The 19470-nt window shown below is 74.3% G+C and carries 19 protein-coding genes; 13 read left to right on the top strand and 6 right to left on the bottom strand.

Features of this window, described 5'->3' with window-relative positions; genetic code table 11:
• Positions 1-34 precede the first annotated feature (34 nt).
• A complete protein-coding gene (locus OG505_RS01075; RefSeq protein WP_405430317.1) occupies positions 35-550 on the top strand; it encodes a hypothetical protein in 516 nt (171 codons plus the stop codon).
• A gap of 106 nt (positions 551-656) precedes the next feature.
• Here OG505_RS01075 and OG505_RS01070 read toward each other — a convergent pair whose 3' ends face one another.
• A complete protein-coding gene (locus OG505_RS01070; protein WP_405430315.1) occupies positions 657-1124 on the bottom strand; it encodes an SRPBCC family protein in 468 nt (155 codons plus the stop codon).
• A gap of 172 nt (positions 1125-1296) precedes the next feature.
• Here OG505_RS01070 and OG505_RS01065 point away from each other — a divergent pair, with 172 nt between their 5' ends.
• Both OG505_RS01065 and surE read left to right on the top strand, forming a co-directional pair.
• Entirely contained in the window at positions 1297-2274 is a 978-nt protein-coding gene (locus OG505_RS01065; protein ID WP_405430314.1) for a 1-phosphofructokinase family hexose kinase, read from the top strand.
• Positions 2271-3098: a 5'/3'-nucleotidase SurE gene (gene surE / locus OG505_RS01060; RefSeq protein ID WP_405430313.1), complete on the top strand. Its 828-nt coding sequence runs from the start codon at positions 2271-2273 to the stop codon at positions 3096-3098. The genes OG505_RS01065 and surE overlap by 4 nt, the downstream gene beginning before the upstream one ends.
• Positions 3099-3117: 19 nt before the next feature.
• Here the strand turns inward: surE and OG505_RS01055 are convergent, their stop codons facing one another.
• Positions 3118-3480, bottom strand: coding sequence for an STAS domain-containing protein (locus tag OG505_RS01055; RefSeq protein ID WP_007463546.1), 363 nt, complete (start codon positions 3478-3480; stop codon positions 3118-3120).
• Between the two features lie 389 nt (positions 3481-3869).
• Here OG505_RS01055 and OG505_RS01050 point away from each other — a divergent pair, with 389 nt between their 5' ends.
• Both OG505_RS01050 and OG505_RS01045 read left to right on the top strand, forming a co-directional pair.
• Positions 3870-4010 carry a hypothetical protein gene (locus OG505_RS01050; protein ID WP_234589220.1) on the top strand — a complete coding sequence of 47 codons (141 nt, stop codon included), beginning with the start codon at positions 3870-3872 and terminating at the stop codon, positions 4008-4010.
• A 138-nt stretch (positions 4011-4148) separates the two neighbouring features.
• Positions 4149-4556 carry a hypothetical protein gene (locus OG505_RS01045; protein ID WP_234589221.1) on the top strand — a complete coding sequence of 136 codons (408 nt, stop codon included), beginning with the start codon at positions 4149-4151 and terminating at the stop codon, positions 4554-4556.
• 175 nt (positions 4557-4731) lie between these two features.
• On the opposite strand, the gene OG505_RS01040 is transcribed toward OG505_RS01045, so the two are convergent.
• Entirely contained in the window at positions 4732-7458 is a 2727-nt protein-coding gene (locus OG505_RS01040) for a cellulose binding domain-containing protein (RefSeq protein ID WP_405430312.1), read from the bottom strand.
• A gap of 423 nt (positions 7459-7881) precedes the next feature.
• On the opposite strand from OG505_RS01040, the gene OG505_RS01035 reads away from it, so the two are divergent.
• Genes OG505_RS01035 through OG505_RS01025 form a run of 3 tightly spaced genes read left to right on the top strand, consistent with a single transcriptional unit; the run spans position 7882 to position 9449 of the window.
• Positions 7882-8568 carry a BON domain-containing protein gene (locus tag OG505_RS01035; RefSeq protein ID WP_405430311.1) on the top strand — a complete coding sequence of 229 codons (687 nt, stop codon included), beginning with the start codon at positions 7882-7884 and terminating at the stop codon, positions 8566-8568.
• Between the two features lie 60 nt (positions 8569-8628).
• Positions 8629-8904 (top strand): redoxin domain-containing protein, encoded by a 276-nt coding sequence (locus OG505_RS01030; protein ID WP_405430310.1) that lies wholly within the window; start codon positions 8629-8631, stop codon positions 8902-8904.
• A complete protein-coding gene (locus OG505_RS01025; protein WP_405430308.1) occupies positions 8901-9449 on the top strand; it encodes a DsbA family protein in 549 nt (182 codons plus the stop codon). Before OG505_RS01030 ends, OG505_RS01025 begins: the two co-directional genes overlap by 4 nt.
• Positions 9450-9482: 33 nt before the next feature.
• Here OG505_RS01025 and OG505_RS01020 read toward each other — a convergent pair whose 3' ends face one another.
• A complete protein-coding gene (locus OG505_RS01020) occupies positions 9483-12377 on the bottom strand; it encodes a LuxR C-terminal-related transcriptional regulator (RefSeq protein WP_405430307.1) in 2895 nt (964 codons plus the stop codon).
• A 135-nt stretch (positions 12378-12512) separates the two neighbouring features.
• On the opposite strand from OG505_RS01020, the gene OG505_RS01015 reads away from it, so the two are divergent.
• From OG505_RS01015 to serS, 5 genes are all read left to right on the top strand, one after another.
• Positions 12513-12962, top strand: a complete 450-nt coding sequence (locus OG505_RS01015) for a hypothetical protein (RefSeq protein WP_405430306.1) — start codon at positions 12513-12515, stop codon at positions 12960-12962.
• Positions 12959-14107, top strand: coding sequence for an alcohol dehydrogenase catalytic domain-containing protein (locus OG505_RS01010; protein WP_405430305.1), 1149 nt, complete (start codon positions 12959-12961; stop codon positions 14105-14107). Before OG505_RS01015 ends, OG505_RS01010 begins: the two co-directional genes overlap by 4 nt.
• A gap of 44 nt (positions 14108-14151) precedes the next feature.
• Positions 14152-15372 (top strand): saccharopine dehydrogenase family protein, encoded by a 1221-nt coding sequence (locus OG505_RS01005; protein WP_405430303.1) that lies wholly within the window; start codon positions 14152-14154, stop codon positions 15370-15372.
• 25 nt (positions 15373-15397) lie between these two features.
• Positions 15398-16507, top strand: a complete 1110-nt coding sequence (locus OG505_RS01000; protein ID WP_405430301.1) for a MerR family transcriptional regulator — start codon at positions 15398-15400, stop codon at positions 16505-16507.
• 96 nt (positions 16508-16603) lie between these two features.
• Complete coding sequence (gene serS / locus OG505_RS00995; RefSeq protein WP_405430300.1) at positions 16604-17890, top strand: serine--tRNA ligase; 1287 nt, start codon at positions 16604-16606, stop codon at positions 17888-17890.
• Here serS and OG505_RS00990 read toward each other — a convergent pair.
• Together OG505_RS00990 and OG505_RS00985 are read right to left on the bottom strand one after the other, a co-directional pair.
• Positions 17887-18831 (bottom strand): cytochrome c biogenesis CcdA family protein, encoded by a 945-nt coding sequence (locus tag OG505_RS00990; protein ID WP_405430298.1) that lies wholly within the window; start codon positions 18829-18831, stop codon positions 17887-17889. The genes serS and OG505_RS00990 overlap by 4 nt on opposite strands.
• Complete coding sequence (locus OG505_RS00985; RefSeq protein ID WP_405430297.1) at positions 18828-19436, bottom strand: TlpA family protein disulfide reductase; 609 nt, start codon at positions 19434-19436, stop codon at positions 18828-18830. The genes OG505_RS00990 and OG505_RS00985 overlap by 4 nt, the downstream gene beginning before the upstream one ends.
• Positions 19437-19470 lie beyond the last annotated feature (34 nt).

Below are 19470 nucleotides of genomic sequence, written 5' to 3'. Positions count from 1 at the left end.
GACCCGGCCGGGCCGGGCCGGCAGCATGTCGGGCATGCCGCGAATCCCGCCCGCCACCCGCAAGGCGCTGCTCACCCTGCACCTCGTCACCTCGCTCGGTTGGCTCGGGGCCGACCTGGTGCTGCTCACCCTCGGCATCGCGGCTCAGCGCGGCGCCGACCCGGCCGTGGTCTATCCGGTCGCCGGGCTCGTCGGCACGGTGCTGTTCGCGCCGCTGAGCGTGCTCGTCTGGCTCGTCGGCGTCGCCAGCGCGCTGCTCACCCCGTGGGGCCTGGTGCGCTACCGGTGGGTGCTGGTCAAGCTCGTGATCACCACGGTGATGGTCGGGCTGGTGCTATTCCTGCTCACCCCGAACCTGCGGCACGCGAGCGCGCTGGGCGCCGCCCTGCCCGCCCGGGATCGCGCCGACCTGGTGATCGCGCCCGCGGTGTCGACCAGCCTCATGATCATCGCGACCGTGCTCTCCACGTACAAGCCCTGGGGCCGTCGCCCCGCCCGCCCCACGACCGCACCCCGCGCAGCGCAAGATCGCGTAACAACAACGAAGTAGTGGCCACCGCGCCGCAGGACGCCACTACATCCAGGATCGAGCACGATCATGCCGCGAGGCGGCGAGCGGCCGGGGCCGCGGGCGCGGCGGGCGTCGGGGCGAGGGGTCAGGCCGGGGGTTGTTCGTCGCCGGTGGTGTCCAGAGCCGCGCCGAGGCGGGTGGCCAGGGCCAGGTGGGCGGCGCGGGCCTGCTGGAAGGCGTACCGGAACAGGGGCGCCGGCGCGCGCAGGGTGATGTCGACGTCGATCCGGACCAGCCCGTCCGGCTCGGCGCGCAGCCGGGTGTGGTTGCGGACGGTGGTGGCCGGCCACTGGCGGGCCACCGTGACGATCTCGTCCGGCTCGCAGATCAGCACGTCCGCCTGGTAGGTGGTGCGGAAGCGCAACGGCCCCATCGCCAACCTGTCGTTGATCGTGTAGCTGGCTCGGGCGCCCGGACGGGGCGGCACCCGGCGGACCCGGACGATCAGGGGGTGCAACTCGCCCTGGCGGGTCAGGTCGCTCAACAACGCCGCCGCCTCGGCGAGCGAGCAGCGGGCCTGGACGGTGTAGCTGAAGCTGTCGCTGCTGAACACACCGTCTCCCGACGTCGCTGGTCGCACGATCGTCCCGCACCCGGCGCACGCTGGCAACGCCCGGACGGACACCGTGCGTTGTCCCGGTATTCGCACAGCGTTCCCATTACGGTCGGCTGAGGGGGAGATCACCGGTGGCAACGAAGGGTGGACACATGTTCGGTGACGACCGGTGAGCGGGCACGTGATGGTCTTCGCGCCCACCCCGCAGCTGACGGTGACCGTGGACCAGCCGAACGACCAGCCCGAACTGCACCTGCACCCCGGCGGCCAGGGCGTCTGGCAGGCCCGCATGGTGCTGTCGCTCGGGGTCGACGTGGTGCTCTGCGCCGCGCTCGGTGGCGAGATCGGCCAGGTACTGGAGCCGCTGCTGGTCAGCGAGGGGGTGGACCTGAAGGTGGTGGTGCGCGACTCCGGCAGCGGCGGGTACGTGCACGACCGGCGGGACGGGTCCCGACAGGAGGTCGTGGACGTGCCCGGGGACCGACTGAGCCGCCACGAGCTGGACGAGTTGTACAACCTGGCGCTCGGCGAGGGACTGCGCGCCGACGTGAGCGTCCTCAGTGGCCCGAACGCGCCGTGGCTCGTCCCGGCCGACCTGTACCGCCGCTTCGCCGCCGACCTCGGCGCCAACGGCAGCCGGGTGGTGGTCGATCTGTCCGGTGATCATTTGGGCGCCGTACTGGACAGCGGTGTGTTCTTTCTGAAGGTGAGTCACGAGGAGCTGATCCGTGACGGTCGCGCCCGCGGTGGGGACGGCGCCGAGCTGGCCCAGGCGATGTACGACCTGCACGCCGCCGGCGCCGAGACGGTGGTGGTGAGCCGAGCCGACCAGCCGGCGCTGGCGCTCATCGACGGGGAGCTCTTCGAGGTGCAGATGCCCCGGCTGGAGGCCGCCGATCCGCGCGGCGCGGGCGACTCGATGACCGCCGGCGTGGCGGCCGTGATCGCCCGTGGTGGCGACATCCGGACCGCCATCCGCACCGGCGCGGCGGCCGGAGCGTTGAACGTGACCCGGCACGGGCTGGGCACCGGACGGCTGGATTCGATCACCGGACTGGTGGAGCGGGTCCGACTGGTCCCGGCGGACAGCCGACAGCAGGAGCGGACCACCCCCGACGAGCTGGCCGACCGGGTGGTCGAGCGATGACGCTGCGGGTCCTCGTGACCAACGACGACGGGATCGCCGCGCCGGGCATCCGGGCGTTGGCCCTGGCCGCCGCCCAGCGGGGCCTGGACGTGGTGGTCGCGGCGCCGCGGGAGGAGGCCAGCGGCGCCAGCGCCGCGATGAGCGCCGTGGAACGGGACGGGCGGGTGGTGGTGCACGACCATCCGCTGCCGGACCTGGCGGGTGTGCCGGCGTACGGGGTCGCCGGCTCGCCCGGTTTCATCACGCTGATCGCGCTGCACGGCGCGTTCGGCCCGCCGCCGTCGGTCGTGCTGTCGGGCATCAACCGGGGTGCCAACGCCGGCCGCGCCGTGCTGCACTCCGGCACGGTGGGCGCCGCCTTCACCGCCGCCTCGAACGGGTGCCGGGCGATGGCCGTCTCCCTGGACGTGCTCTCCGCGGGCGAGGCGACGGCCGGCAGCGGCGGGGCCGCGGTGGACGCCGCAGCCCGGGTACGCGACGCCGAACGGCACTGGGACACCGCCGCGCGGGTCGCCCTGGACCTGCTCCCCCGACTGACCGCCGCGCCACCGGAGAGCGTGCTCAACGTCAACGCGCCCGACCTGCCGCACGGACGGCTGCGTGGGGTACGTCGCGGCTTTCTGGCCAGCTTCGGTCAGGTGCAGATGACGGTGGCCGAGTCGGGGCACGGCTTCGTGCGTACCGCGCTGGAGGAGCCCGGCCAGGCCGCGCAGCCCGGCACGGACCTGGCGTTGCTGGCCGCCGGGTACGCGTCGGTGACGGCCATCCGAGCGGTCACCGAGGTGACCGACGTGGACCTGACCGGTCTGGACGAGCGACCCTGACGGGTGGGACGGCCGGCGCTCAGGCGCCCGGAAGCACCTCGGGGGTGGCGGCCCCGGCGAAGTAGGGCTCCGGCGCGCCGAAGAGACCGAGCAGACCGGTCACCCAGAGCTGACGGTGCACGAACCGGCTCGGCTCGGTGACCACCAGCTTGACGCCGCTGACCTCGGCGGTCTGGAAGCCGGCGACCATGGCGCTGATGCCGACCGAGTCGATGAAGGTGACCAGCCTCATGTTCAGCTCGATGCGGAGCGGGCGGCTCTTGGCCAGCACCTCCGCAATCGCTTCACGCACCTCGTACGCTGTGTCGACGTCGATCTCGCCCCGGGGGGCGATCTCCACGACACCACCGGACAGGACCGACTTCACGATCGACAGGCTCACGCGAGCACCTCCACCCGCCCGTCCCCCGGGCGTCTCATCAGTACGCGGGCCGCGACCGAGAGTATTCCTCCGATGGCCTCGGTCGCCACCCCTCGGGATGAGCAATTCACGGATCCGGGCGCACAAAGTCGCCCATATCCCCACTTTCGGTATCTGATCAACCAATACTTTTCGTTATCTGACCACTCCACGATCGGTCGGAACCGACGCGTCGCCGGACCAGGGTAGCGGGCGCGACCCGACACGCCCGACAACCGACCCACCCCGTACGCCGGCACCGACTGGGACCGGCGTGTCGCGTCACGGTCGCCCGAACGCGTCCGGTCCGATCCGGTCGGGCGGTTGCCGACGCCACCTAGGGCCACCCACCGTGACGGAAGGGACCTTCGATGATCAAGCGACTGGCCGGGCTCGCCGGAGTGGGCGTGCTGCTCGCCCTCGTACTGGCCTGCGGTTTCGGCGGCGGGGACGACGATGACGACGACGATGACGACTTCGCCCGCGGTGCGGCCGTGGTGGCCGTGCGCTGAGGGATCCGGTGAGCCGCGGCCGACCGGGTTTGCGGCCGACCGGCCCGGGGCACTGCGGAATCAGCGAAACCTGCCGCGCTGGACAGACGCCGAGGTCCGAAGTGGCCGGCGGCTTCGGCACCCGAGGAGGTAACCACGATGTTCGGAACCAACCTGCTGGACCGGCGCAGCAAGCCGGAGCGGATCGCGGACCAGGCGTGGGAGCACCTGCTCTCCGCCGTCAGCTCCGCAGGCGACAGTGTCCGGGACACCGCCCGCTCGGCCCGTCGCAGCAGCGGCGATCTCGCCGACGGGGCGGGTGACCTGGTCGGCTCCGCGGCGGAGGAGGCCCGGCGTCGGGCCTCGCGCGCCTTTGACGCGCTCGCCGGGCGCCAGCCGGCGCTGCCGTGGACGCTCCTGATCGGAGCCGCGCTGGTCGGCGCGGCGGTCGGCTGGGCCGTCGGCTCCGCTGCCCGTGCCGCCGGCAGCCGGGACGACCGCGCGGTGGACGACGTCGAGTTCGTCGACGTCGACCGCCCCAACTCCCCCGTCGGCCTGGACGACTAGCTTCCCGACAACCCGAGCGGGCCCCGCCGACCTTCTGGCCGACGGGGCCCGCTCGCGTTGCCCCGGTGGGTGCTCGACGATCGGAATCGGGCCGGTCCGCCGGGGTGCCGGACCCCTCAGGCAGCCCCGGCGGACCGGTGTTCTCGGGTGGCCCGGACGACGCCGGGTCACCGGTTCAGCGACTCGTGCAGCTCACGGTGGCCGGCGGCGCGTTGCTGCCGGTCCAGGAAGCGAGGAAGCCGATCGTGGTGCTGGCGCCGGCGCCGAGCGCGCCGTTCCAGCCGCTGTCCACGACCGACACGACCGCCCCGGTCTGGGTGTAGGTGCCGCCCCAGAGCTGACTGATCCGCTGGCCATTGGGGAAGGTCCAGCCCAGCGTCCAGCCGGCGATGGGCCGGGTGCCCGGGTTGCTGACCACCACTTCGGCCTGGAATCCGCCCGACCAGGAGCCGGTCACCCGGTAGGCCGCCGCACATCCACCAGCCGGAGGCGGCGTGGTCGGAGGCGGCGTGGTCGGAGGCGGCGTGGTCGGAGGCGGGGTGGTCGGAGGCGGCGTCGTCGGGGGTGGCGTCGTCGGCGGCGGGGTGGTCGGCGTGCCACCGGTGCGGTCGGCGACCAGGATGCCGCGACCGTTGGTGCCAAGGTAGACGCGGCCGTAGACGCGAGGGTCGCCGGTCAGCGCCTCGGTCGGGTTGCCGTACTGGTGGCGGTCGTCGTTGATGCGGACCCAGGTCGTTCCGCCGTCGTCGGAGCGGTGCACACCGGGCTGGCCGTCCACCGTGCCGTAGAGGAAGACGGCGGGGTTGGTCCGGCCGGGCGCCGCCTTGCCGAAGCCGACGTTGCCGGAGGCGCTGACGCCGCCCAGTTTCGTGAAGCTGGCACCCGAGTCGGCGGAGCGCCACAGCCCACCCGGCCCGGCCAGCCACAGCTCACCGGACCGGCCGGGCAGCGCCTTGAACCGGACGTCGGAGGTGGGCAGGCCGGTCGCCGCCGTGGCGGTGAAGGTCGCACCGCCGTTGGTGCTCAGGTAGACCCGCCCGCCGCTGAAGCCGTAGAACCGGTTGGGGTCGACCCGGTCGGACTCGATGATCGCGTTGGCCGGGATGCCGGCGGACGGCGTCCACGAGTTGCCGAAGCCGACTGAGTAGACGACGCGTTGGCCGGCGTCGCCGGGCGACCAGACGAACCGGCTGCCGTCGGCTGCGGCGGCGACCGTGCCGCCGGTGTTGACCCCGGACGGCTCGGTGCCCTGGAACCAGGTCGCGCCGCCGTCGGTGGAGAAGGCGACGTGGCTGTCGTTGGGGCGGTCGGCGTCGGTGAAATTGCCGGCGCGTACCAGCACGGCCGGCTTGCTCTCGGCGTAGTCCAGGCTGGTGGTGCTCGTGAAGACCGGCTGGGTGAAGAGCATCGACGGAATGGTGTCGAGGTCGGTGTGTCGGAACCCGCCGACGTCGCCGAGCGCGCTGATCAGTGGCGCCCCGCTGGGCGGGCTGACCAGGTCGAGGACGGCGGTCTCCTCCAGTCCGCGGACCATCGGCCGGAGGGTGAGCTGACCGCCGGTGTCCCACTTGGTGAGGTCCGTGGTGCCGTAGATGGTGGCGCCGGTGCCGTACATCATCCGGTTGGAATCGTGCGGGTCGATCTCGACCGACTCGTTCATCCAGCCGAGCTTGGGCGTCTCCTCCGGAGGCGCCGGGTTGGTGCCGAAGGTCAGCCAGGGCACCGAGCTGATGTCCATGGTGTAGCGGCGGGACCGCTGCGGGTAGCTGGTGAAGTCCCAGATCCGCGTCCAGCTCGCCCCACCGTCGGTGCTGCGGAAGAAGATCGCGTCCGGCCACCAGGAGACCTGGGTGGCCACCATCAACGTGTTCGGGTGCTGCCGGTCGATGGTCAGACCGCTGTAGCCGAAGTAGTCGTCGGCGCTGGTGGAGGGCACCGGGCTGATCCGCGTCCACGCCCCGGTCGAGCGGGTGAACTTCCAGACGTCGCCCTTGCCGCCGTCGTACGGGCCGCCGGTGTCGCTGGTGGCGATGTAGAGGTGACCGCCGACCGGGTCGACGACACCCTTGTGCGCCAGGTAGCCGGTGGGCTGCCCGGGGATACGCGTCCAGGTCACACCGCCGTCGGTGCTGCGGTAGACCGGATTCTCCTTGTCCGCCACGCCCACGTAGATCGTCTGGGTGGTGGACCCGGCGGTGCCGGTGCTCTTGTCGAAGCTGACCCAGGTGAGGCCCTGGTTCTGCCCGTTGTAGCCGTTCGGGTCACTGGGGTCGGCCCGGTAGTTGCCGGCGTTGGGGAACGCGGTGACCCTGGCCCAGGTCGTCCCGTAGTCGGTGCTGCGCCACAGCCCGTTGCCGCCCTCGGCACCGTAGTAGACGATGTTGTTCCGGTTGGGGTCGACGGCCAGTCGCTCACCCATGCCGCGGCCCGGCATGTTGCCACCGTTCTTGAACGGCAACTCGGTGATCTGCCAGGTGGCGCCCTTGTCGGAAGAGCGCAGGATCGCGCCGTTGTTCGGGTCCCAGCCGTTGGTGTACATGCCGACGGCCGCGTACACCCGGTTGGTCTGCACCGGATCGGTGGCGATGCTGACGACGCCGTTGTAGCCCCAGAGGTCCGCGCCGACCCAGTCGAGCAGCGGCGTCCACGACTGGCTGGACTGCTCCCAGCGGTAGGCCCCGCCGATGTCCGTTCGCGCGTAGATCAGGTTTTTCTCGGTGGGGTTGAAGACGATGCCGGGCACGAAGCCACCGCCGCCGACCGGGACGTTGCGCCAGGTGTACGCCTCGGCGGCGGCCGGGGCCGGGGCCGGGGCCGAGCCCGCAGCGTTGATGGGGACCGCCACGACGGCCGTGGCGACGGCCAACGCCGACACGAGAGCGCCGGCCAGTGATCTGGGCATCTGTGGTTCCTCTCGGGGGTGGAGACCCGGGAGACGGGATCGACCAGGGTGACGTCGCGGCCCGGGGGACGGGCGACGACGCGGGGAAGGATCGACCGGAGGTGGTGCGCCGCAGCCCGGGGGGACGGACGACGACGCGAGAGGACGGATCGGAGCTTGCCCTGGCTCCAACCACCCGACGCGAGGCTCCCGCGATCGAGGAACCCACTCACCCTAACCGATTCGACGCCGCTATGGAAGCGCTCCCATCATCGACGGCGGTGCCCGGTCGGCGCGCGGCGCGGACGAGTCCGGTGGGTCGGTCGTCCGGATCGGGTGAGGTCCGCTCACCCCGCTGGCCGGCACGATCGGACCCCGGCGGGCCTGCCAGCCGACGGTCGTCACCCGGCCCGCCAGCCAGCGCACGCAGCGGAGGGAGGACCGATGGCCATGGCGACGATCACGCGCACCGACCAGGACATCCAGTCCGCCGTACTCGACGAGTTGACCTGGGAACCCCGGGTGCAGCCGCACGAGATCGGCGTGAGCGTCGCCGAGGGCGTCGTCACGTTGACCGGGCGGGTGGACAGCTACGCGAAGAAGTGGGCCGGGGAACGGGCCACGCACCGGGTCGTCGGAGTCCGGGCGGTCGCCAACGATCTGACCGTGCGGCTGCCCGGCAGCGACGAGCGCGCCGACCCGGACCTGGCCGCTGCGGCGGGCCACGCCCTGGAGTGGGACGCGTTCGTGCCCATCGAGAAGCTCCAGGTCACCGTCTCGGCCGGCTGGGTCACGCTGCACGGCGAGGTCGAGTGGGAGTACCAGCGCCGGGCCGCCGAACGAGCAGTGTGCCGGCTCACCGGCGTACGGGGGGTCAGCAACGGCGTCACCGTCCGGCCGAACGCGCCGCCGGACGGCGCGAACGTGGCCGACCGGATCGTGGACGCGCTGGCCCGGGCCGGCGCCACCGAGGCCGAGCGGATCACCGTCCGGGTGCACGGCGACACGGCGGTGCTCGCCGGACTGGTGCACTCCATGCCCGAACGCGCCGAGGTGGAGCAGGTGGCCTGGTCCGCACCGGGCATCCGGGAGGTCCAGAACCACATCGCGGTCGCACCGGTCCTGCGCTGAGCGCGCAACCACCCGGGACGGGTGAGCCGGCCTCACCCGCCCAGGAGGCAGGCTGGCCGCATGAGTGATCCGAATGGGTTGATCCAACCCGGGCGCCCGGCGCCCGGCTCCACCCTGGCGAGCACTCCGGACGGGCGCCAGACCGGCCCCGAGCAGTTCCGGGGCCGCCCGGTCGCGCTCGTCTTCTACCCCGCCGACTGGAGCCCCGTCTGTGGGGACCAGATGTCGCTCTACCAGGCGGCGGCACCGGTGTTCGACCAGTACCAGGCGGGCGCGGACGGGATCTTCGACGCGCTGGACAACCTCGCCCGCGACCGGAAGGTGGTGGCCGGATGACCACGCCACTTCAGGTCACCGCCCGGCTCCGGGAGCCGGTGACCATCGAGGACCACGTCCGCGGGCCGTCCAACGCCCCGGTGACCATCATCGAGTACGGCGACTTCCAGTGCCGGTTCTGCGGTGCCGTGTACCCGAACCTGCACGAGTTGCTGCGCCAGCGCGCCGACACGGTACGGCTGATCTACCGCTACTTCCCGATCGCCAACATCCACCCGTACGCCGAACGGGCCGCGGAGACGGCGGAGGCCGCCGCGGCGCAGGGCAGGTTCTGGGAGATGCACGACTGGCTGTACGAGCACCAGGACCAGCTGGACCCCGTGCACCTCTCGCTCGGCGTCGAGCAGCTCGGGCTGCCGCCGGACGAGCTGAACGGCGAGGTGGAGCGCGGGGCGTACGCCGATCGGGTACGCCGCGACTTCGTCGGCGGGATCCGCAGCGGGGTCAACGGCACGCCGACGCTCTTCGTCAACGACGTCCGGCACGACGGCGGGTACGACCTGCCCGACCTGCTGGCCGCCGTGGACGCGGCGGCGAACGCCTGACCGTGGCGCCGGTCCGGGCGGCTGCCCGGCCGCTCAGATCAGCCGCAGCTCGCGCGCCCGCCGGACCGCCTCGCGCCGGCGGGTCGCGCCGAGCTTGCGGTAGATGTTGCGCACGTGGGTCTTCACTGTGTTGATCGACAACGACAGCTCGGCGGCGATCTCCACGTTGGACAGGATGCTCTGCAGGTAGCGCAGGATGGTCAGCTCCCGCTCGGTGAGCGGCTCGTCGAGCAGGCCACCCGGCTCCACCGCTGGCCGGGACGCGCCCTCCTCGACGCCCCGAACCAGATCGCTGACCAGCGAGAAGTGCGCGGTGCCGGCATCCAGGTGGGCGGCCAGCAGGTCGCGCACCGACGGTTGGGCCCGGGTGAACGCCCGGCGGCAGCCCTGCGGGCCGGCCAGGTCCAGCACCTGCTCCAGGACGCGCCCGGCCCGGCGGCCGTCCCCGGCCCGCTCGGCGAGCACCGCCTCCAGCAGGCCGGCGTCCAGGCGTACCGCAAGGGGCCAGGCGGCGGCCGACGGCGCCTGCCAGTCCGGCAGCGCCCGCCCGGCGGCGCCGAGGTCACCGGCCCGCAGCTCCACCCGGGCCAGGGCCACGTCGAGCGCCGGGGTGACCGCGTCGCCGGTCACCCCGGCCAGCAGGTCGCGGGCGCTGTCCAGGTCACCCCGCTCGGCCCGGGTCTCGACCTCGGCCGCCCGGAGCAGACCCGACAGTTCGGCGGCGGCCGGCTCGTCGGGCAGAGCCTCCCGGGCGCGGGCGAGCAGCCGCTGGGCGGCCGCCGGGTCGCCAGCGTCCCGGTCGAGCCCCGCACGACACCACGCGAAGACCGCCGCCGCCATCGGCTCCGCGCTCGACCCCGACCAGTCGGAGGAACCCGCCTCGGCGAGGCTGACCCCACCGGCCGGGCCCGCCGAGCCCACCGCGCCAGCCGGGGAGACCGCGCCCGCCGCGCCGGTTGCCGGGGCGGCGAGCGCGAGGTTCGCGGCAGCCTCCTCGGGCTGGTCGCGGTGCAGGGCCACTACCGCCAACGCCAGGTACGCGTAGCCGCAGTCGAGCCGGCAGGACCAGCCCCGACAAAGCGGCATGCCCAATGCGTCGCGGGCGGCCGTCTCGGCCGCGCGCAGGTCACCGCGTACGGCGAGCAGGAGCGCGGAGCGGCTGGCGGCGACCAGCTCGGTACGCGGCCGACCCGCCTCGCGGGCCGCCGCCCGGGCGCGGACGAACCGCGCGTCGGGCAGCGCGCCGGCCGACAGCTCGACGAGGCCCAGCGCGGTGCCCGTGAAGGCCCGCAGGTCGGCGTCGTCGGCGTCCGACGGGCGGGTTGACATGGGCTCGGGCCCCCGAGCCGCCTGGCCAGCCGGCGACCCGGCCGCGCGGCGATCCGGCACGCCGACCGGTGGGCTGTCGGTCGGGCGGGTACGCAGCAGCCGGGCGGCGGCGGCACGCGCCTGCGGGAGGTCGCCGGCGAGCCGGGCCAGGGTCAGCTCCAGGGCGGTGGCCAGCCGCAGGAACCGGTCCCGCCGCGGCACGGGCAGCGCGCCGGCGTGCCCGGCGGCCGTGCGCAGGTGGCCGGCGGCGGCGGGCAGGTCACCGGCGTACGCCCGCTCGGCGGCACAGGCCAGAGCCACCTCCGGATCGGCGTGCACCACCTCCGGCGGCGGGCACGGCGGGGACGGCGACAGCGGCCCGCTCACCGGGTCGCTGTCGTAGCGGGTCAGCTCCGGCCAGTGTGCGACGAACAGGTCGCCGGCCAGGTCCCACCGGCAGCCGGCGAGGGCGTGTCGCAACCCGTCGGCCGGGCGGCCGGCGCCGGCGTACCAGTCGGCCGCTCGGACGTGCAGCTCCCGTACCTCGTCAGCGGGCATTCGGGCCAGCTCGGCGCGGAGCAGGTCGGCGAGCAGCGGGTCGCAGCGGTACCAGGGCGGGCGGCTGCCCTCGGGGTGCAGCAGGCCGCCGGCCCCGGCCAGGTCGGCCAGCGCCTGCCCGGCGTCCGCGCGGCCGGTCAACGCCTCGGCCAGATCGGCGCAGACGGTCTCGGCGAGGGCCGTACGGCGCAGCAGGTCCCGGTCGGCCGGGTCGACGGCGGCCAGCACCTCCTCCTGCAGATAGCCGGCGATCTCCGGTTGGTCGCCGCCGAACTGCCCCACCCACCGCTCGGGGTCGGGCTGCCCGCGCAACGCCAACGCGGCGATCCGCAGCGCGGCCGGCCAACCCCCGGTGCGCTCGCGCAGCCGGCGCACCGCCGCCGCCGGCAGTGGTGCGCCGTGCGCGGTCAGCAGGTCGGCCACCTCGTCGTCGGTGAAGGCCAGCTCCTCCGGGCCGATCTCGGTCAGCTCGCCGGCCAGGCGCAGCCGGTGCAGGGCCAGCGGCAGCCCGGCCCGCGCACCGACCACCAGGTGCAGCCGCTGCTCGGAGTGCCGCAGCAGGAACTCCAACCCGGTCAGTGCCGCCGGATCGGTGATCCGGTGCAGATCGTCCAGGACCAGCAGGACGGGCTGCTCCGCCGCCGCGAGCCCGGCCGCCAGCAGTTCCAGCTGGTCCGGGCGCGGCGGGCCGGTGGGCAGCGGCGTGACCAGATCGTCGTCCGCCGCCCCGGTGGCCGTGCGCAACGCCGCCGCCAGGTACGCCCAGAGCCGGTCGCCGTCGTCGCCGGCCTCCACCGACACCCACGCCGGCCCGGACGTCGACCCGGGCTCGGTCAGCCGGACCCAGGAGGCGAGCAGGGTGGTCTTGCCCCAGCCGGCGGGCCCGGTGACCAGGGTGACCGGCCCGGCGCCGCCCTCGTCGAGCCGGCCCAGCAGGCGGGGCCGGGCCACCACCGGCTCGGACGGCACGGTCGGGGTCAGCCGCGACGCCAGCAGCGGCGGCTGCTCCCCCCGGCGCTGCGGCGCCGTGCCGACTCGCGCGTGATCCTGCTGTTCCGGCACCCGGCCCCACCCCCACGACGCGCTCCACCCCCGGTCGGCGAGCGGTTACCCGGCCCGAACCTGTTCACCCCTTCCGGGCGAGCCCGCTTCACCCGGGCGCGACCGACGATCAAGGGACGTGGACCGGGAGGACGGATGGGACCGATCAGACGGCTGGCGTGGGCGAGATCCGCCCTCGGCGCAGGCGCGCGGGCCGGGGCGGCGCGGCTGGTGCGCGTAACCCGGCGGCAGGGCCGGTCCGGCGCGGACCGCGACCGGAGCACGGCGGCCGGGTGGGAGGTCGTGACGGTGGACCGACCCCCGGACCAGGTCCTTGCCGGCGGCCGGTGGCCGGAGCCGTTGCGCGACCTGGACGGCGCGGTCGAGGTGCGGGTGCGGCCGGCGCCGGGTGACCGGGGCACCGAGTTGGCCGCCCGCCCGCTGGCCGGCGCCGTCGCGGCGACCGGCCTGGCCGCGCACCTGGTCGGCGACGATCCGCAGCTGCTGGTCCGCCGGACCCTGCGCCAGGTCAAGCAGCGCGTGGAGGCCGGCGAGGTGCTGCGCGCGGACCGCTCGGCGCTGGACCGCGGGACGGCCCGCGGGTGAGGGCGCTGTGCTGGGTGGCCGACGACGAGCTGGCGGTACGGGAGGTGCCCGACCCGGAGCTGCGCAACGAGCGGGACGTCATCGTCCGCGTCCGCCGCAGCGCCACCAGCGGCGTGGACCTGCCGCTTTTGGCCGGCCCGGACCCGCTGCTGCGCGCCGGTGACGTGCTGGGGGCGGAGTTCCTGGGCGAGGTCGTCGAGGTCGGTCCGGCGGTCCGGCGACACCGGATCGGCGACCGGGTGGTGGTCGGCGCGAGCGTCGCGTGCGGCGGCTGCTGGTACTGCCGCCGGGGACGGCACTCCTGCTGCGACAACAGCGGCGCCGACGTGGCGAGCGTCGATCCGGACCGGGGGCGTTCGGACGCCGGCCGCTTCGGCCGGCCCCGCGCGGCGGGTGGCTTCGCGGGCGGCCACGCCGAGTACGTCCGGGTGCCGTACGCCGACATGGGCGCGTTCCGGGTGCCGGACGCGGTCGGCGACGACCGGGCACTGTTCGCCGCCGACGCGGCGCCGACCGGCTGGCTGGCGGCCGAGCTGGGCGAGGTGCGACCCGGCGATGTGGTGGCGGTCTGGGGCGCCGGGGCGGTGGGTCAGTTGACCGCTCGCGCCGCGACGCTGCGCGGCGCCGCCCGGGTGCTCGTCATCGACCGGCACGAGGAGCGGCTGCGGATGGCCGAGCGGCACGCCGGGGCGGAGCCGCTGGACTACCGCCGCACCGACGTCGCGGCGGAGCTGCGGGAGCGCAGCGGTGGACGCGGCCCGGACGTGTGCGTGGTCGCGGTGGGCGTACCGCCGACGCGGTCGGTCGCCGATCGGTTGGCCGGCCGGGACGTCGACCGCCCGGACGCCGTGCGCGAGGCGGTGCACGCCTGCCGCAAGGACGGCGTGGTGGTGGTGCTCGGCGGGGCGCAGGGGCACGTGGACGCGTTCGCGCTCGGCGCGGTGACGGACAAGCGGCTCACCCTGCGGGGATCGCGCCGGCCGGACCTGGGCGACGTGCCGATGCTGCTGCACCGAATGGCCCGCGACGAGCTGCGTACGGAACACCTGGCCACCCACCGGCTGCCGCTGGAGGACGGCCCTCGCGGGTACGCGCTGTTCGCCGACCGCGCCGACGGCTGCGTCCGGGCCGTGTTCACGCCGTGACCTGCCGATCGGCGCTGGGCGAGGGCGGGTGGCAGACTCGGAGGATGGCTGGGGATCGGGCGTACGACGTGGTGCTGTTCGGGGCGACCGGCTTCACCGGAGGGCTGACGGCCGAGTACCTGGCCCGGCACGCGCCGCCCGGGTTGCGGTGGGCGCTGGCCGGGCGCAACGCCGACCGCCTCGCCGCCGTGCGCGGCCGGCTCGCCGCGATCGACCCCACGCTGGTCGACCTGCCGCTGCTCACCGCCGACGCGGCCGACGCCGGGTCGCTGCACGCCGTGGCGGAGAGCGCCCGGGTGGTCGCCAGCACCGTCGGCCCGTTCGTCCACCACGGGCAGCCACTGGTCGCGGCCTGCGCCCGAGCCGGCACCGACTACCTGGACATCACCGGGGAGTCGGAGTTCGTCGACCTGATGTACGTCCGCCACCACGCCGAGGCGACCGCCAGCGGCGCCCGGCTGGTGCACGCCTGCGGGTTCGACTCCATCCCCCACGACCTGGGCGTCTGGTTCACCGTCAAGCAGCTGCCCGCCGGCGTCCCGATCACCGTTGACGGCTACGTACGTGCCGGTGGCCGGTTCTCCGCCGGGACGTACCATTCCGCGCTCACCGCGTTCGCCCGGTCCGGGGAGGCCAGCCGGGCCGCCCGGGCCCGCCGGGCGGTCGAGCCGCGCCCCACCGACCGCCGGGTCCGGGCGGTGCCCGGCCGGCTGGCCCGCTCGGCGGAGCTGGGCATCTGGACCGTGCCGCTGCCCACCATCGACCCGCAGGTGATCCGCCGTTCGGCCGCGGCCCGCCCGGAGTACGGCCCGGACTTTCGCTACCGGCACTTCGCCGCCGTGAAGCGGCTGCCGACCGTGCTGGTCAGCGCGGTGGGGCTCGGCGCGCTGGTCGGCCTGGTGAAGGTGCCGCCCACCCGGCGTTGGCTGCTCGGGCGGCTCGCCTCCGGGCAGGGCCCGACCCCGCAGCAGCGGGCGTCGTCCTGGTTCCGGGTCCGGTTCGTCGGCACCGGCGGCGGGCAGCGCGTGGTCACCGAGGTCGCGGGGGGCGACCCGGGCTACGACGAGACGGCGAAGATGCTCGCCGAGTCGGCGCTGTGCCTGGCGTTCGACGAGCTGCCGCCGACCGCCGGCCAACTCACCCCGGTCGCGGCGATGGGGGACGCGCTGCTGGACCGGCTGGTCCGGGCCGGGCTCACCTTCCGGGTGCTGAAGCGGGACGATGCCACGCCGGCGGCGACGCGGGACGCGGAGCCGGCGGCTTGACCCTCGACCAGGTCGAGGGGGCAGGATGCCCGACGTGGTGAGCGACCTGCACAGCATCGGCGAGTTGGCCCGGGCCAGCGGCCTGACCGTCAGCGCGCTGCGCTTCTACGACTCGGCGGGCGTGCTGGCGCCGGCCCTGGTCGACCCAATGACCGGCTACCGCTGGTACACCGACGAGCAGATCGGCCCGGCCCGGCTCGTCGCGGGGCTGCGCCGGATCGGCATGCCGGTGCCCGAGATCGCCGCCGCCGTCCGCGCCGAGCCGGCCGAGGTGCACCGGCTGCTCGACGCGCACCTGCGCCGGCTGGCCGACGGGCTGGCCGACGCCCGCCGCGAGATCGTCCGGCTGCGGGCCCTGGTCGACCCGGCGCCCACGACGGTGACCACCCTGCTGCTCTCCCCCGCCGAGCTGGCCGCCGCGCTCGACGCGGTGCGCTTCGCCGTCGGCGCCGACCCGGAGCTGCCGGCGCTGTCCGGGGTGCTGCTCGACGTCGAACCGGATGGTGTGCGGCTGGTCGCGACCGATCGGCACCGGCTCGCGCTGGCCCGGGCCGGCGCGACCGTCGACGGGCCGCTCGCGCGGGTGCTCGTGCCGGTGGACCTCGTCGACCGGCTGCGCCGGCTGCTCGACACCGCCGACGCCCGGCCGGTGCGGCTGACCGTGGCCGGCGTCGATCTGGGGGTGACGGTGGCCGGTCGGACGCTGACGGGCACCGCCCTGCCGTACGACTTCCCGGACTACCGTCGGCTGCTGCGCGAGGCGGTCGGCGCTCGGCCGGCCGCGTACCGCATCCCGGTGGACGTGGTGGCGCTGCGCGCGGCACTGCGCGACCCGGCCGCTCCCACGCTGGCCCGCGAGTACGCCGGCACGCCGCTGGCGGTTGCCGTCCTCGGCCTCGACGGCTCCGGCGGCCTGCGCCTGCTGCACCCCGCGGAGCTGTCCGGGGCCGAGCCGGCGCCCGATCCGATGAGCGGGCTGCGGTTCGGGGTCAACGGCGAGTACCTGCTCGACGCGCTGGACGCCGCCGGCGGCCCGCAGCTGGTGCTGGAGCTGGACGGGCCGATCGCTCCGCTGGCCCTGCGCCGCCCGAACGACGAGGACACCTTCTCCGTGCTGATGCCGATCCGGCTGTAAAAACCCGTCGCGCTCCCCGTCCCCGGGTGCAAACGTGCGCGACGGTAGCATCTGATGGTTCACCAGTGAACCCCGGACGGAGGCGTACGGAGCAGCATGCTCGACATGGAGTTGATCCGGAAGGATCGCGAGGCGGTGGCGACCGCGCTGGCGAAGCGTCTGGATCCCGCCGAGGTCGATCGGGCCCTGGACGAGATTCAGCGGCTCGACCAGGAACGGCGTGCCCTGATCACGGAGATCGACGCCGACCGGCAGCGCCGCAAGGCGGAGGCCCGTGCGTACGCGCAGGCGAAGCGCGCCGGCACCGAGCCGCAGGTCACCGCCCCCGAGGCGGAGCGTAAGCAGCTCGCCGAGCTGGAGTCCCAGTTGGACGAGGTGCGGGCCCGGCTGCGCGACGCGATGAGCGAGCTGCCCAACCTGCCCAGCGACGACGTCCTGCCCGGCGGCAAGGAGGCGAACCGGGTCGTCAAGACCTTCGGCGAGCCGCCGGTGATCGAGAAGGTCCGCGACCACGTGGAGCTGTCCCGCGCGCTGGGTCTGGTCGACTACGAGCGCGGCGTCAAGCTCGGCGGCTCCGGCTTCTGGATCTACACGGGGGTCGGCGCGCGGCTGGAGTGGGCGCTGCTCAACTACTTCGTCGACCAGCACATCAAGGCCGGCTACGAGTTCCTGCTCCCGCCGCACCTGCTGCTCGACTCGGCCGGTTTCGCCGCCGGTCAGTTCCCCAAGTTCTACGACGACGTCTACCACCTGGACTCCGACTCCGCGCCGCGCGGGCAGTTCCTGCTGCCCACGTCGGAGACGGCGATCCTGGGCGCGTACCAGGACGAGATCCTGGAGACCACGAAGCTGCCGTTGAAGGCGTTCGCGTACACGCCCTGCTACCGACGGGAGTCGGCCGGGTCGCACTCGGACGAGCGCGGCACGGTGCGCGGGCACCAGTTCAACAAGGTGGAGATCTTCCAGTTCACCCTGCCCGAGCAGGCGGACGCGGCACTGGAGGAGATGCTCGCCCACGCCGAGAGCCTGGTCGAGGGGCTGGGTCTGCACTACCAGCGGACGCTGCTCTCGGCCGGCGACGCGAGCGCCTCGATGAAGAAGACCCTCGACATCGAGGTGTGGATGCCGAGCACGGGCAAGTACAAGGAGGTGTCGTCGGTCTCCTGGGCCGGCGACTACCAGGCCCGCCGGGCGGCCATCCGCTACCGCGAGCCGGGTGCCAAGCAGACCCGCTTCGTGCACACCCTCAACGGCTCCGCGCTGGCCACCAGCCGGCTCTTCCCGGCCATCCTGGAGCAGTACCAGCAGGCCGACGGCTCAGTCCTGATCCCGAAGGTCCTGCACGACCGGATGGGCACCGACCGCCTGACTCCGCCGCGCTAACCGATCCGTTCGACGGGGGCCGGGTCCACCCCGGCCCCCGTCGGCGTGTCCGCCGGTGCCGTCGTGCGCTCGTTAGGAAGGGACCCTTCCTCTACCGCAGGCGTTAAAAAGGTGCCCTTCCTAACGCCCACGCCCACGCTCAACGCGGCGAGCAGGACGAGGGCGGCGAGCAGCACCGCCGGGCCGAGCGTGTCCACGGTGTTGGCGAGGGCGTGCTGCACCCGCGACGCCGCCCGGATCACCGGATCGTGCAGCGCGTCGCGGCGGCCGGCGGCCAGCCGTAGCTCGTACCAGCCGTACCAGGCGACGTACCCGCCCGCGAGCAGCAGCACCAAGCCGCTGAGCCGGGGCACCAGCGCGCCGGCGACACGCAACCGGGCCACCAGCCCGTCGCGCAGCAGCGCCACGCCGAGCGCGGCGACCGCGACCACCAGACCCATCCCGAGGGCGTACGCGCCGAACAGCGCCAGCCCCCGGCCGGTCGAGCCGGCCTGGAGGCTGGTCACCACGATGGCCAGGAACGGTGCGATGGCGCAGCCGAGCGACGCCAGCGCGTACACCGCGCCGAACAGCGCCATCGACGGCCAGGATCTCGTCAGCCGGGGCGCCCGCGCGGTCCACCCGGGCGCGGGCAACCGTCGACCGGCGAGCAGCCAGCAGCCGGCCAGCACCAGCAGCAGCCCGAGCGCCACGGTCAGCCACGGCAGCCGGGGACGCAGCCAGCCGGCCAGCGGCGCGAGCGCCAGGCCGAAGGCGCCGAAGACCACCACGTACCCCAGGGTGAGCCCGGCCGCCGCGGTGAGCGCGCGGCCGATCGCGCCGCGGGCGTCCGACGCTCCGGCGACCAACAGCGAGAGGTACGCGGGCAGCAACGCGAAGCCGCACGGGTTGACCGCGCCGAGCATGCCGGCGGTCAGCGCGAGCAGCAGCGGGGCGGTCACGGCCCGGCCAGGGCGGCGACGCGGGCGCTGAGCGCCTCACCGTCCAGGAAGCCCTGGTGGACGACCTTGCCGTTCCGGTCGATGATCACGAAGATGCTCTGTTCGGTCACCTTGAACCGCTTCCAGAGCACGCCCTTGCGGTCGTCGATCTGCGGCGTGTCGCCGAGGTCGAACTCGCTGACGAAGTCCTTCATGGCGTTGCGCTCGCCGAGTCCGGCGACGCCGACGATCGGCACGGTGTCCCGGTACTGCGGCGCGATCTCGGCAACGGTCCACGCCTGGCTGGCGCAGGTGGCGCACCACGGCGCCCAGAACCAGAGCACCACCGGCCGGCCGGCGAACGTCGTCGCGTCGAGCGGGCTGCCGTCGAGGGTGGTCCCGGTGAAGCGCAGGGTGTCCGGGATCGGGGCCGGCGCGGCCGTCGGCGAGCCGGCGGCGGGTACGGTCGGCGCGGCCGTGGAGCTGGCCGGGGCCGGCGTCGCCCCGGCGGCGGCAGCGTCGGGCGGCACCGTGCCGGTGCAGGAAGCCGTGGCGAGCAGAGCGACCACCAGTACGGCTGCGGTACCGCCACGGCGTAACCACCTCCGTACGTGCCAGCTGCGCATCCGTGTCTCCCTCCACAGTCGTTAGGAAGGGGCC

Source organism: Micromonospora sp. NBC_00617 (assembly GCF_045161355.1).
Classification (GTDB): domain Bacteria; phylum Actinomycetota; class Actinomycetes; order Mycobacteriales; family Micromonosporaceae; genus Micromonospora.
The sequence above is the reverse complement of the archived record's forward strand: the minus strand, read 5'-3'. Positions and strand labels throughout refer to the sequence as shown.

Bases quoted from the DNA above. Each gene is read 5' to 3' on its own strand.
- OG505_RS01075 (WP_405430317.1), top strand. From the start codon at position 35: ATGCCGCGAATCCCGCCCGCCACCCGCAAGGCGCTGCTCACCCTGCAC.
- surE (WP_405430313.1), top strand. From the start codon at position 2,271: ATGACGCTGCGGGTCCTCGTGACCAACGACGACGGGATCGCCGCGCCG.
- OG505_RS01050 (WP_234589220.1), top strand. From the start codon at position 3,870: ATGATCAAGCGACTGGCCGGGCTCGCCGGAGTGGGCGTGCTGCTCGCC.
- OG505_RS01045 (WP_234589221.1), top strand. From the start codon at position 4,149: ATGTTCGGAACCAACCTGCTGGACCGGCGCAGCAAGCCGGAGCGGATC.
- OG505_RS01040 (WP_405430312.1), bottom strand. From the start codon at position 7,458: ATGCCCAGATCACTGGCCGGCGCTCTCGTGTCGGCGTTGGCCGTCGCC.
- OG505_RS01035 (WP_405430311.1), top strand. From the start codon at position 7,882: ATGGCCATGGCGACGATCACGCGCACCGACCAGGACATCCAGTCCGCC.
- OG505_RS01030 (WP_405430310.1), top strand. From the start codon at position 8,629: ATGAGTGATCCGAATGGGTTGATCCAACCCGGGCGCCCGGCGCCCGGC.
- OG505_RS01025 (WP_405430308.1), top strand. From the start codon at position 8,901: ATGACCACGCCACTTCAGGTCACCGCCCGGCTCCGGGAGCCGGTGACC.
- OG505_RS01015 (WP_405430306.1), top strand. From the start codon at position 12,513: ATGGGACCGATCAGACGGCTGGCGTGGGCGAGATCCGCCCTCGGCGCA.
- OG505_RS01005 (WP_405430303.1), top strand. From the start codon at position 14,152: ATGGCTGGGGATCGGGCGTACGACGTGGTGCTGTTCGGGGCGACCGGC.
- OG505_RS01000 (WP_405430301.1), top strand. From the start codon at position 15,398: ATGCCCGACGTGGTGAGCGACCTGCACAGCATCGGCGAGTTGGCCCGG.
- serS (WP_405430300.1), top strand. From the start codon at position 16,604: ATGCTCGACATGGAGTTGATCCGGAAGGATCGCGAGGCGGTGGCGACC.
- OG505_RS00985 (WP_405430297.1), bottom strand. From the start codon at position 19,436: ATGCGCAGCTGGCACGTACGGAGGTGGTTACGCCGTGGCGGTACCGCA.